General features: G+C 43.3%; 12 protein-coding genes. 1 reads left to right on the forward strand and 11 read right to left on the reverse strand.

The window, feature by feature from the left end; genetic code table 11:
• Positions 1-46: 46 nt before the first annotated feature.
• The 4 genes from mdh to Q1B03_RS05345 form a co-directional block, all read right to left on the reverse strand.
• Positions 47-985, reverse strand: coding sequence for a malate dehydrogenase (gene mdh / locus Q1B03_RS05330; protein WP_044339272.1), 939 nt, complete (start codon positions 983-985; stop codon positions 47-49).
• An 80-nt stretch (positions 986-1,065) separates the two neighbouring features.
• A complete protein-coding gene (icd, locus tag Q1B03_RS05335; RefSeq protein ID WP_299738983.1) occupies positions 1,066-2,337 on the reverse strand; it encodes an NADP-dependent isocitrate dehydrogenase in 1,272 nt (423 codons plus the stop codon).
• Positions 2,338-2,460: 123 nt separating this feature from the next.
• Positions 2,461-3,579 carry a citrate synthase gene (citZ, locus tag Q1B03_RS05340; RefSeq protein WP_299738984.1) on the reverse strand — a complete coding sequence of 373 codons (1,119 nt, stop codon included), beginning with the start codon at positions 3,577-3,579 and terminating at the stop codon, positions 2,461-2,463.
• Between the two features lie 489 nt (positions 3,580-4,068).
• On the reverse strand, positions 4,069-4,527 hold the full coding sequence (locus Q1B03_RS05345) for a DUF441 domain-containing protein (protein ID WP_299738985.1): 459 nt from the start codon (positions 4,525-4,527) through the stop codon (positions 4,069-4,071).
• Positions 4,528-4,684: 157 nt separating this feature from the next.
• Between Q1B03_RS05345 and ytvI the strand changes: the two genes are divergently transcribed.
• Entirely contained in the window at positions 4,685-5,791 is a 1,107-nt protein-coding gene (gene ytvI, locus Q1B03_RS05350) for a sporulation integral membrane protein YtvI (protein WP_299738986.1), read from the forward strand.
• Between the two features lie 34 nt (positions 5,792-5,825).
• Here the strand turns inward: ytvI and Q1B03_RS05355 are convergent, their stop codons facing one another.
• From Q1B03_RS05355 to Q1B03_RS05385, 7 genes are all read right to left on the reverse strand, one after another.
• On the reverse strand, positions 5,826-6,212 hold the full coding sequence (locus tag Q1B03_RS05355; RefSeq protein WP_044339278.1) for an FxsA family protein: 387 nt from the start codon (positions 6,210-6,212) through the stop codon (positions 5,826-5,828).
• 348 nt (positions 6,213-6,560) lie between these two features.
• Entirely contained in the window at positions 6,561-8,321 is a 1,761-nt protein-coding gene (gene pyk, locus Q1B03_RS05360) for a pyruvate kinase (RefSeq protein ID WP_299738987.1), read from the reverse strand.
• A gap of 30 nt (positions 8,322-8,351) precedes the next feature.
• Positions 8,352-9,311 carry a 6-phosphofructokinase gene (gene pfkA, locus Q1B03_RS05365; protein ID WP_299738988.1) on the reverse strand — a complete coding sequence of 320 codons (960 nt, stop codon included), beginning with the start codon at positions 9,309-9,311 and terminating at the stop codon, positions 8,352-8,354.
• Between the two features lie 342 nt (positions 9,312-9,653).
• A complete protein-coding gene (gene accA / locus Q1B03_RS05370; protein WP_299738989.1) occupies positions 9,654-10,634 on the reverse strand; it encodes an acetyl-CoA carboxylase carboxyl transferase subunit alpha in 981 nt (326 codons plus the stop codon).
• Complete coding sequence (gene accD, locus Q1B03_RS05375) at positions 10,628-11,497, reverse strand: acetyl-CoA carboxylase, carboxyltransferase subunit beta (RefSeq protein ID WP_113969601.1); 870 nt, start codon at positions 11,495-11,497, stop codon at positions 10,628-10,630. Before accD ends, accA begins: the two co-directional genes overlap by 7 nt.
• Positions 11,498-11,662: 165 nt before the next feature.
• Positions 11,663-12,322, reverse strand: coding sequence for a FadR/GntR family transcriptional regulator (locus Q1B03_RS05380; RefSeq protein WP_299738990.1), 660 nt, complete (start codon positions 12,320-12,322; stop codon positions 11,663-11,665).
• The gene (locus tag Q1B03_RS05385) at positions 12,319-13,557 is read right to left on the reverse strand and encodes an NADP-dependent malic enzyme (RefSeq protein ID WP_299738991.1); all 1,239 of its coding nucleotides are present in this window, start codon (positions 13,555-13,557) and stop codon (positions 12,319-12,321) included. Before Q1B03_RS05385 ends, Q1B03_RS05380 begins: the two co-directional genes overlap by 4 nt.
• Positions 13,558-13,630 lie beyond the last annotated feature (73 nt).

Consider the following 13,630-nt stretch of genomic DNA (forward strand, 5'->3'; position numbering starts at 1 on the left):
AAAAACTGGCCTCCTACATGGAAGCCAGTTTTGAATTGATTGTGTATTAAGCCAAAGAAGACATGACGTTTTTAACAGCGTCTGCGGAGTTGGAGAGTGCAGCTTTCTCTTCTTCGGTTAGTTCAAGTTCAATGATTTTTTCCAGACCATTTCCACCAAGGATGGTTGGAACACCAAGGTAGATACCTTCGAAACCGTATTCACCTTCCAGATATGCGATGGCTGGGATCACACGGCGTTGATCTTTAAGGATTGCCTCTACCATTTGAACAAGTGAAGCAGCAGGGGCATAATAAGCACTGCCGTTACCCAGAAGGCCCACAATCTCCCCTCCACCTTTACGTGTGCGCTCGACGATTGCGTCTAAACGGTCTTTAGGGATTAATGTTTCCAGGGGAATTCCTCCAGCGTATGAGTAACGAATAAGAGGAACCATGTCATCCCCGTGACCGCCAAGAACGAAGCCAGTAATATCTTTTACCGAAAGGTTTAACTCTTGTGCGACAAACGTACGGAAACGGGCTGTATCCAGAACGCCTGATTGCCCGATTACGCGCTCCTTAGGGAATCCGGACTCCTTGAATACTGTATACGTCATAGCATCCACCGGGTTTGTCAGAACGATGATGTAGCAATCTGGAGAATACTTAACGATTTGCTGCGTGACCGATTTCATGACCTTTTGATTGGTTTGAACCAGATCATCGCGGCTCATTCCTGGCTTACGGGCAATCCCGGCAGTGATTACAACGATATCCGAATCCTTTGTATCCTCGTAATTGGAAGTACCGATGATGTTTGAATCAAATCCCTGTACAGGGCTCGCTTCCAGCATATCCAGCGCTTTCCCTTTCGTTGGGTCTTCATTTTGAGGAATATCAACCAGTACAACATCTCCAAGCTCTTTCTGAGCGAGCATCAATGCTGTGGTCGCCCCTGTGAATCCCCCACCGATAACAGATACTTTTCTACGTTTAATTGCCATCATAATTCCTCCCATTCGTGTCATTATGTAAAGGAAGGAGTGCTCCAGTACGAAGCACCCCACCCAATTTCAAATTAAAATTACTCCATGTTCTCGATTAAAGCAGAACCGAACTCAGAACATTTCACTTCTGTTGCTCCATCCATTAGACGGGCGAAGTCATATGTTACCACTTTAGAAGCGATTGTTTTTTCCATTGATTTTGTGATCAGGTTAGCAGCTTCTGTCCAACCAAGGTGCTCAAGCATTAGGACACCTGAAAGGATAACAGAAGATGGATTTACTTTATCCATACCTGCATATTTAGGAGCTGTTCCATGAGTCGCCTCAAAGATTGCATGTCCTGATTCGTAGTTGATGTTTGCACCAGGCGCGATTCCGATACCGCCAACTTGAGCTGCAAGTGCATCAGAGATGTAATCGCCGTTTAAGTTCATTGTTGCTACAACATCAAACTCAGCTGGACGAGTAAGGATTTGTTGTAGGAAGATATCAGCGATTGAATCCTTCACGATGATCTTACCTGCTGCTTCAGCTTCAGATTGAGCTTTGTTAGCCGCTTCCAATCCGTCAGCTTCCTTGATCTTGTCATATTGAGCCCAAGTGAATACTTTATCGCCGAATTCTTTCTCAGCAAGCTCGTAACCCCAGTTTTTAAAAGCTCCTTCAGTGAACTTCATGATGTTCCCTTTGTGAACAAGCGTTACTGATTTACGGCCTTCAGTGATCGCGTAATTGATCGCAGCACGTACAAGACGGCTTGTTCCTTCTTCAGAAACAGGCTTGATACCGATACCAGATGTTTCAGGGAAACGGATTTTGTTCACACCCATTTCATCTTGAAGGAAGCTGATTAACTTTTTCACTTCATCAGAACCTTTAGCGTACTCGATCCCTGCATAGATATCTTCTGTGTTTTCACGGAAGATGACCATGTCAGTGTCTTCAGGGCGCTTAACCGGTGAAGGAACACCTTCGAAGTAGCGTACTGGACGAAGGCATGTGAACAGGTCTAATTCCTGGCGAAGTGCAACGTTCAATGAACGGATTCCGCCGCCGACAGGAGTCGTAAGTGGACCTTTGATGGCGATAAAATACTCACGGATTGCTTCAAGTGTATCGTTTGGAAGCCACTCACCCGTTTTGTTGAATGCTTTTTCTCCGGCATATACTTCTTTCCATGAGATTTTGCGTTCACCTTTATATGCTTTTTCAACAGAAGCATCTAAAACGCGTTGAGCTGCCGCCCAAATATCAGGACCCGTTCCGTCTCCTTCAATGAATGGTACGATTGGATTGTTTGGCACATTAAGCTGCCCGTTCTGGTTTGTAATTTTTTCACCTTGTGTCATTATGTAACCTCCATTTATTCATTATCAAAGGGGATGACCCATAAGTGCCTTATGCATTTAGAGTCAGTCCCCTCCCTTATTTAATATTACACCAATATTTTCACTGTTTGTAAATATTGATGATTAACCTCTCTGTTCTACAGGCACATATTCCTGCTTGCCAGGCCCTACATAATCAGCACGAGGGCGGATCAGGCGGTTGTTTGAATACTGCTCAAGAATATGAGCTAACCAGCCGGACACACGGCTTACAGCGAAGATCGGCGTAAATAAGTCGTGGTCGATGCCTAAGCTGTGATAAACAGATGCCGAATAGAAATCAACATTAGGCGGTAAGCCTTTATTGGATGTAAATACATCTTCTACCTTAACGGACATTTCGTAGTATTCACTTTGTCCAGTTAATTCAGTTAATTTTTTGGACATTTCTTTAAGGTGCTTGGCACGTGGGTCTCCTTGACGGTAAACACGGTGGCCGAAGCCCATGATTTTTTCTTTTTTCTCTAATTTGTCCAGGATGTAGGATTCTGCTTTATCAACTGAACCGATTTCAGTAAGCATCTTCATTACCTGCTCGTTTGCTCCACCGTGCAACGGTCCTTTTAAAGCACCGATGGCAGCAGTGACGCCTGAATACACATCAGAAAGAGTAGCGACACAAACACGTGCAGTGAATGTGGAAGCGTTTAACTCGTGATCCGCATGAAGAACAAGTGCTTTATTGAAAGCCTCGATCTCAACCGGCTCAGGATCTTTACCTGTTAACATATATAGGAAATTAGCAGCGAATCCTAAATCTTTGCGAGGAGCAATCGGATCTTGTCCGTTGCGGATCCGTGAAAAGCTCGTTACGATCGTAGGGATCTTCGCTTGTAGTCGAACAGCTTTTAAATAGTTTTCCTTTTCGTCCATTACATCTGCTTTATCATCATATAATCCAAGTAAAGATACAGCAGAACGTAAAGCGGCCATAGGATGAACTTCCTTGATGTTGTACATCTTGAAATGCTCGATAACTTCCTTAGGCAGTTCAGCGTTAGCTGCTAACAGCTCTGTAAATTCCTGAAGTTCTGATGATGTAGGCAGTTTCAGATGCCATAACAGGTAAATAACCTCTTCAAAGCTGGCATTGTTTGCTAAATCATCGATGTTGTAGCCCACATATGTAAGTGTATCGTCAATGATCGAACTGATGGACGATGTCGTTGCTACAACTCCTTCTAATCCGCGAGTTGCTGTCATAATAACCTCTCCTTTTGTTAAGTATTTCTCTTTACCCATTTTCATATGAGCATAAAACCCTACAAGACTATGAAATAAGTCAGTAGGCTTGTTTAAAAAGAACATAAATAAGACGTTGAGCGTTTGCTCAATCCCTATACAAAAAATGATTCCCGGCTCTTCCGTAGTGAAAGTTCTACTTGATCGAGCTTGGGATGCGCTTACATTTCCTATTATAAACAATTATCTGACTTTTGTGAATGAAAACGCACTAATTTCTATAAAAATTATTTTTCTAGAAAAATAAACCATGTAAGCGGGAGGTCATAAAGTGAGAGAGTACAAGCATTTCAAGATATTTATAAGCCTGCATAAAAAGGACGGATAGATGCAGAAAATGTATAATCAAATTCATAGCTATTCAGTTAAGTGTTTATTTCTCATAAGAAGTTAATCCGATTTCCTGCAATTGAGGCCGGGTAGTGTACGCTTCACCCGGCACGGATGATCTTATAAAAAGAACTCATATAATTTCATCGCGAGGTATGCAATTCCTGCTCCAATCAACGGTCCGACGGCTACAGCCTTAAAGAACGCCACCGCCAGGACGGTTCCGAGTACAAGAGCTGTCGTAATATGGGGATCGTCTTCCAACAGTGTCAATCCACTCTTCGCAATTAAGGCCACCGCCATTCCGGAAGCAAGAGCAATCCACGCATAGGGTGACTTTAATGAATCATAAAGATCTTTAAATCCGATTTCACCTGTAGCGATCGGTGCCAATACAGCAATCGTAATAATGGTGACCCCCCAGTTAATCCCCTTGGACTGAATGGTCGCAAACACCTTTTCATCGAGGCCTGCCAGCTTAAGAATGATTAAAAATGCTACGGCTATAATAATGGATTGGTTTTTGGCAATAAAGCCTATTCCCAGTAAGAGCAGTAAAAACATGAATGGCTGTGACATATGAATACTCTTCCTCCCTATCATAAATCCAATCATTATCCTACCATATCAACTTTTAGGATTCTCTATAAAAATGAGCAGCCTCTTTAAATTAAACTTCCTTTCATTTCCTGTCTCCTTTAAAATAGAAGTAGAAGATCGGGTAGGAGGGAAGCCGTTGAATGTAGAATATGTTTATCGAACGATTCGGTTCTTGATCGTTTTAGCTATCGTTATACTCTCATTGATTTCATTCTATTACATATGGAAACTTGCTTATCCGTTTATCATCGCCATTGCCATCGCACTGCTGATCAATCCTCTGGTGAATTGGCTTGAAAGATGGCTTCCGAGGATATGGGCTGTTGCTTTGTCTCTCATATTGATTGTTGCAATCTTTGTTGGGCTTATCACCTTACTGATTGCTGAGATTGTTTCCGGTGCGAATTATTTAGCTGAAGAGCTCCCTAAGCATGTGCAGACCTTAGTCAAATATGCCGAGGATATCGTCGTAGGCCAAGTCATTCCACTATACAACCAGCTGGCAGGTTTATTCAAGAACCTTGATGCCGGACAACAGGACACCATATTAGAGAATGTCCAGAATGCCGGAACGAAAATCGCCACATCAGCAGGGGATTTCCTGCAAAACTTTTTCACCAAATTGCCTCAGTTAATTTCTTGGATCCCAAATGCGGCATCCGTACTGATTTTTGCAGCCTTAGCGACATTCTTTATTAGTAAGGACTGGTATACATTATCTGCTAAAGCAGAGAAAGTCATTCCCGGTAAAGCCATGAGCAGCGGCAGAAAAGTATTTATTGATCTAAAAAGGGCGCTATTCGGATTTATCAGGGCTCAGTTTACCCTCATATCGATTACGGCGATCATCGTCTTAATCGGATTGATCATTCTGAGAGTAGATTACGCGATCACCATTGCGCTCGTCACAGGTCTCGTTGATATTCTACCCTATCTAGGGACTGGAGCGGTTTTCGTTCCCTGGATCATATATGAATTTATTACAGGAAACGTCGGATTAGGCATCGGTTTATCCGTTCTCTATCTGGTTGTCGTGGTTCAGCGTCAAATCATGGAGCCGAAAGTACTGTCATCAAGCATCGGACTCGATCCTCTCGCCACTCTGATTGCTCTCTTTGTCGGCTTTAAGCTAATCGGGTTTCTAGGTTTAATCGTTGGGCCTGTTGTATTAGTCATTCTATCCACTCTAAAAAGAGCCGGGGTTTTTGAAGATACGTGGAAGTTTATCATGGGTGTAAAATAGGAAAAAGCACTGCTACCGAGCAGTGCTTTTTTTATTATCTGTAAATAATCACATTTCCATTATTAATCCAGCGTTTGAATAGCTTATAAATGAACGGTTTAAACATTTTACGGGTTGGTGGAAGTAATAGCAGGAATCCGATCGCATCGGTAATAAAACCAGGCGTCAATAGAACGACCCCTCCAACCAGGATGCATAACCCATCTATGATCGCGTCACCCGGTAGCTGACCGTACTGCATATCCTGCTGCGCTTTCCGTAGCGTTTCCATTCCTTGCTTCTTTGCTAAATAAGCTCCCAAAATTCCTGTTGTAATGATCAGTAAAACAGTCGGGATCAAGCCAAACGCTTGTCCGGAAAGAACCAGCAACCCAATTTCCAATGCGGGCACGATAATTAACAATAACAAGATATATCTCATGAGGGATTCCTCCATACATTTAATCCTTATTACTTTCTATTATAACATATTAAGAATTTCAAGGTATTATGTGAGGATTGTCTTAGAGAAAGACAGCATGTTTAAGCCATTGGATGTGAAAAAGATTATAGTTTGGGGATTGTTGCGGAATTATTGGCGTTTGTTGTGGCATTTTCGCCGGTTGCTGGGGCATTTTCCATCTAACTTGTGCCACTTTGAGCTAAACTTGTGCCACTTTCAACAAAACTTGTGCCAAATTGTGAACACCGGTCAACACAGTCAGGATAGCCTACTTATTTAGCCAAAAAAAGCCGGAGTCCACATAAGACTCCGGCTTTCATTCATTTCTTATAGTACGCTGGCATGACCGTTATAGATGACACCGCGAGTGGCATCTACTGTAATTTCCTGGCCATTTGAGAATAGAGAAGTGGCATTGTCTACACCAACAACGACAGGGATTCCTAGATTAATCCCTACTACTGCTGCATGGCTTGTTAAACCGCCCTCTTCTACGATAAGAGCCGAGCATTTTTCCAGGGCCGGCATCATTTCTTTATCTGTTCCGATCGTAACAAGAACATTTCCCGGCTGAGTGTTCTTAACGGCTTCTTCTGCAGTAGTTGCCACAACCGCTTTACCGTAAGCAGATCTACGGCCGATTCCTTGGCCTTTTGCCACGATATCGCCTACCACATGGATTTTCATCAGATTTGTTGTTCCTGACTCACCAATCGGAACACCTGCTGTGATGATAATACGATCTCCATGCTTCGTCATGCCTGAATTGACGCTTTCTTCTACAGCCATATCAAGCATTTCGTCCGTAGTCGTCACTTTACGTCCGACAGTAGGGTAAACACCCCAGACAAGTGCCAATCGGCGTGATACGGAATCTGTTCCCGTTACTGCTACGATTGGGGCTTTAGGACGGTATTTAGAAATCATGCGTGCTGTATGTCCACTTTCCGTTGGAGCCACAATCGCATTTACATCAAGGTTAAGGGCCGTGTGAGCTACAGATTGACCGATGGCATCTGTCATATTATGCTCACTGTCTTTGCTGCGTGCCGATAGGATTTCATTGAAATCCAGTGCCGTTTCTGCTCTTGAAGCAATGTTATGCATCGTTTGGACCGCTTCTACAGGATACGTACCTGCAGCAGTTTCTCCAGAAAGCATGATCGCATCTGTACCATCGAAGATTGCATTGGCTACGTCACTTGCTTCCGCTCTTGTCGGTCTAGGGTTGCGCTGCATGGAATCAAGCATTTGAGTTGCCGTGATGACAGGCTTACCTAGTGAGTTACATTTCTTGATCAACATCTTCTGAACCAATGGTACTTCTTCAGCAGGGATTTCCACACCAAGATCTCCACGAGCCACCATCAATCCGTCTGATACTTCGAGGATTTCATTGATATTATCTACACCCTCTTGATTCTCGATCTTAGGGATGATTTGAATGTGAGAAGCGTTGTGTTCTTCCAATAATTGACGAATTTCAAGTACATCAGATGCACGGCGAACGAATGATGCCGCAATAAAGTCAACGCCCTGCCCAATACCGAATACGATATCCTTTGCATCTTTATCCGTAATCCCTGGAAGGTTTACGGAAACTCCCGGTACGTTTACACCTTTTTTATTCTTTAAAACACCGCTGTTGGCAACATACGTATGAATCTCGCCATTCGCTTTATCGATTTCCGTTACTTCCAATCCGATCAGACCATCGTCTAAAAGAATTTTTGAACCAACATGAACATCATCGATTAATCCTTCGTATGTAACGGAGAATTTCTCAGTTGTTCCCAGTACTTCATTCATGGAAACGATGACGTTTGAACCTTGAGTTAATTCGATTGCACCATCTTCCATATTATTCGTACGAATTTCCGGACCTTTTGTATCGAGAAGGATCCCGACTGTTTTCCCGGCTTTTTCTGCTGCTTCACGGATATTGACGATTCTCTGCCCATGCTCTTCGTGGTCACCGTGTGAAAAGTTTAAGCGGGAAACGTTCATTCCGGCTTCGATTAATTGAGATAACTTTTCTACACTCTCACTTGCAGGACCAATGGTACATACTATTTTCGTTTTTCTCATTTTCTTTACCTCCTGAAATCTTACAACAATTTAGATTGAAAGCTCTTTGGAAAGTCTGTACATATCCAAGTCAATTTGATGTGGCTTGGCAAGTGCTTCAATAATATCGTAATCAACTAGTTGATTTTTCTCAATTCCTACTGCTCTTCCGCCTTTTCCATCAATCAAAAGCTCTACTGCACGTGCACCTAAACGGCTTGCTAGCACGCGGTCTGATGCAGTTGGTGTTCCCCCACGCTGAATATGACCCAATACAGAGACCCGGGTATCCATTCCAGTCGCTTCAGTGAAACGATTAGCAAATTCATTTGCCGACATGACGCCTTCTGCCACAATGATCACACTGTGCTTCTTCCCACGCTCCTGACCTTTTTTAAGACGAGTCACTACATCGTCAAGATCGAATTTCTCTTCAGGGATCAGGATGGTTTCTGCTCCGCCTGCAAGACCGGACCACAGGGCAAGATCCCCCGCATTGCGACCCATTACTTCGATGATGAAGGTTCTTTCATGTGAGGTTGCCGTGTCGCGAATCTTATCAATCGCATCGATGACCGTGTTCAGGGCTGTATCGAATCCGATTGTATATTCAGTTCCCGGTATGTCATTATCGATCGTTCCCGGTACACCGACACATGGATATCCCCATTCCGTTAAAGCTTTTGCTCCTTGGTAAGATCCATCTCCACCAATGACAACAAGACCTTCAATTCCATGCTTTTCTAATTGTTGTATGCCTTTTTGCTGACCTTCTTTTGTTTTGAATTCTTCGCAACGAGCTGTATACAGCATCGTACCTCCACGATGAATAATGTCACCAACGGAACCAAGTTCAAGCTTCTTGATGTTTCCGTTAATCAATCCGTTATACCCTTGATAAATACCGTACACTTCTATATCAAGGAAAATGGCTTTACGTACAACCGCACGAACGGCTGCATTCATACCTGGTGAATCTCCACCACTTGTTAATACACCAATCTTTTTCACTACGATCACCTCATTAAGAAATATGCCTTTTTATGTAAATGAATGGTACAAACTTGTTAATGGTTTCACATATATCTGAGAAAAGGAAAACGGAACAATCTATCCTGTTTCATTCATTACATTATTATGGACCAATAGACTATGGATTATTTCTAAAATAACATGAAGATTCAAGGTTCTCAACAAGTTACGCTAACGAAATGCAAAAGACGAAATAATCTATAAAATGGAAGCGTTTTAATTGTTAAAAGCTTCAAAATATCGTCACAAATCTTGATTTAAAGGAAAATTAATGAAAAAAGACTGACAAAAGGTTATTCCTATTTGTCAGTCCATCGTTCCTTATGATTTTACCCCAATTAAATCATTTAAAACAGAATATTCACCCATCGCTTTAAATTTCTCATATCGGTGCTGAATCAATTCTTCTTTCTTCATGGGAATTAATTCTTTCAGGGAGGCTATCAATACATCATTGATATATTGTGCTTGCTCTTCGACATCTTTATGAGCACCGCCTTTAACTTCCGTGACGATTTCATCAATGATCCCAAGCTCCTTTAAATCCGGTGCAGTGATCTTCATGGATTCAGCAGCTCGTTTCGCTTGAGTGGAATCCTTCCACAGAATGGCCGCTGCCCCTTCAGGTGATATAACGGAGTAAGTGGAGTTTTCAAGCATATGAATATGGTTTCCGACTCCCAGTGCCAGGGCACCTCCACTACCACCTTCACCGATGACCATGCAGATGACAGGAACGGTCAATCCCGCCATTTCCACAAGATTTCTTGCAATGGCTTCACTTTGACCCCTTTCCTCTGCTGCTTTACCGGGATACGCACCCTTTGTATCAATAAAGCAGATGATCGGACGATTGAACTTGTCCGCTTGCTTCATCAAGCGTAAGGCCTTTCGATATCCTTCCGGATGAGGCATTCCAAAGTTCCGGCGAATATTTTCTTTCGTATCTTTCCCTCTTTGGTGCCCGATGATGGTAACCGGTACCCCATGAAATTTCCCTACGCCTGAAACAATGGCTTCGTCATCCCCATACAGACGGTCTCCATGCATTTCGATGAAGTCAGTAAAGAGATACCCGATATAATCAAGCGTTGTCGGGCGATTGGGATGACGGGCAACTTGCACTCTTTCCCACGGCTTCATATTTTCATAAATGTCATTCTCAAGTTTTCCCAGACGCGACTCGAGCTTTTCGATTTCTTTCGATAAGTCCACGTCCGAATTCTGAGTGAATTCCTTAAGCTCGGCTATTTTTTTCTTGAGCTCAACTACAGGCTTTTCAAATTCCATCTCATTTACCATGGCAGATCACCGTCCCACTGATGTATATCAAGTACTGTCCCGATTTTCTCTTTTAACTCGAGTCTCGAGATGACTCCGTCAAGTTGACCATGCTTCAATAAAAATTCGGATGTTTGGAAGTCTTCCGGCAAGTCTTCCCTGATGGTTTGCTCAATGATCCTTCTGCCTGCGAAGCCGATAAGGGCTCCGGGCTCAGCAAAGTTATAGTCCCCAACGGAAGCAAAACTTGCGGATACCCCGCCTGTCGTTGGGTGCGTCATGATGGAGATGAAGAGTCCCCCATTCTCGCTCAATCGATTAAGGGCCACACTGGTTTTGGCCATCTGCATCAAGGAAAGGACACCTTCCTGCATTCTCGCGCCTCCAGATGCCGTGAAGATAATGAATGGTACTTTTCGTTTGTCGGCTTCTTCGATGGCTCTCGTGATTTTCTCTCCTACCACAGAGCCCATACTCCCCATTCTGAAACGGGAATCCATGATGGCAGTGACGACTTCGATTCCATTCACCTTTCCGGACCCGGTTAACACGGCTTCATTCATACCCGTCTTTTTACGGTCCTTTTCCACTTTCCCCTCATAATCAGGAAAGTTCAAAGGATTACCGGATGTAAGGTCATGGTCAAGCTCTTTGAACGTACCTTCATCTATAAAACTATCGACTCTCTCTGGTGAGCTCATCCCATGATGGTATCCGCAATGAATGCACACCTTTAAGTTTTTTTGAAGTTCTTTTGTGTACATGATTTTTTTGCAATCAGGACATTTGGTCATGATGCCTTCCGGAACGTCATGTTTAGCCGCTTCAGAAGGGATCGTTGCATATTTTTTCTTTTTGGATTTATTAAAAAGTTCCTTAAGCAAGGTGAAACCTCCTTAACTAATTACAGTAGCTTGTACGTCTTCTGAAGGAAAAAATGAAGAGAATAAATGCTAAAAAATCAATTTCCCAGGGACCAGCTGCCGCTTTCGTTTCTAGTAGTAAATGCACGATATAAAACTGCTTGACTATCAGTTTAATGGAAAGGTTTAAAAAAAGATGTTGGAAATTGTCGCATCTTTATCGACAATTTCCCTGACCCTTTTATACGTCTCTTGCACAGTCTCTTTATCTTGTCTTTCTATTCCTTGAAGCATTCGGGTAATCTCTTCTCTCATTTGATCCGTTATCTTGATTTCGCCACAAATCAATGTTTCAAAATCATTCAGGATATTCCAGATCCGTTGAGCCAAATGATTGGCGCTCATCATCACGATGTCCCTGAACACATCATCCAGGCTTTCAGCTTTTGCAGCTGTTTCCAGAAGTGCTGCCATCTTCTTTTCTTCAATAAACAGATCTTTCAGCGCTTCCTTCTCAATCATCATTTTCGTGTAGAGTATATCTTCCTGAGCCTTATGATCCTGCAGGATGAACATGCCCAGAAGATCGATCAGATGATGGTCCCGAAAGTCTCTTAAAAAGGTTCCTTCGCCTCTTTTGGTTTCAATCAATCCCAATAATTCCAGGGCTCGTAATGCTTCCCTGACTGAAGAACGCCCAACGTTCAACCGTTCCGACAGTTCTCTTTCAGATGGGATTTTGTCGCCTGGCTGAAGGCCATCCTTCGATATCATTTCTCGTAGTTGGTGAACAATTCCAATATATACCTTAGCGTGAGTATGGAGAGAGTTCACTTCCGTCATCATTCACTCTTCCCGATAACCGCTAAATCTTCCGTTTTTTTACGGATTTCTTCAGGATCCACTTTCAGACGGGCCACTCCCGTCTCCATGGCTGTCTTTGCAACCGCAGCCGCTACGGCAGGTGCTACACGCTTATCGAACGGTGCAGGAATGACATAGTCTTCATTCAACTCATCTTCACTGATTAACGACGCAATCGCCTCAACCGCAGCCTGCTTCATTTTCTCATTGATATGAGTGGCGCGGACATCCAGTGCCCCGCGGAAAATACCCGGGAATGCCAGAACATTATTCACCTGGTTAGGAAAATCGGATCGACCGGTTCCCACCACTTTAGCTCCAGCCGCTTTAGCAAGCGCCGGCATAATTTCCGGAACAGGATTGGCCATGGCGAAGATGATTGGATCCTTCTTCATGGAAGCAACCATTTCTTCCGTTAATGCCCCTGCAACAGATACACCGATAAATACGTCTGCATCTTTTAATACTTCTGTCAGTCCGCCTTTGATGTGATCCTTATTGGTAAACTTCGCCACTTCGTCCTTAATGGCGTTCATTCCTTCAGGACGGCCTTCGTAAATCGCTCCTTTGGAATCACACATGATGATATCTCTCACTCCATAGCGGTAAAGAAGCTTAATGATCGCCATGCCGGCAGCTCCAGCTCCATTTGCCACTACTTTGATTTCAGACATCTTCTTCCCGACGATTTTAAGAGCGTTCACAAGGCCCGCTACGGTAACAATTGCCGTACCATGCTGATCATCGTGAAACACAGGAATATTCGTCTCTTTTTTCAAACGTTCTTCGATTTCAAAGCAATTTGGAGCCGCAATGTCTTCAAGATTCACTCCGCCAAATGTAGGCTCAAGAAGTTTCACCGTTTCTACAATCTTGTCCACATCCGTTGTGTTCAAACAGATTGGGAACGCATCTACCCCTGCAAAGCTCTTAAATAGAACCGCTTTTCCTTCCATAACAGGCAGGGCAGCTTCCGGTCCGATATTACCCAGCCCTAAAACAGCTGTGCCATCTGAAACAACGGCCACCATATTCCCTTTCATCGTATAATCGTAAACCGTTTCAGGCTTGTCATAAATAACCTTACAAGGTTCGGCTACCCCGGGGGAGTAAGCCAGGCTCAGGTCATCCGCATTTCGGACTTCCACCTTGGATTTTGATTCTAATTTCCCTTTATTCACTCGATGCATATGCAGAGCTTCTTCACGTAATGACAAATTGACTCACTCCTTCTGATTGTTTTACATGCTATGGATCGATCCGTACTTAGACGAATCTTCTAAATGTAAA

The sequence above is a fragment of the uncultured Rossellomorea sp. genome, from assembly GCF_947488365.1.
Classification (GTDB): Bacteria; Bacillota; Bacilli; order Bacillales; family Bacillaceae_B; genus Rossellomorea.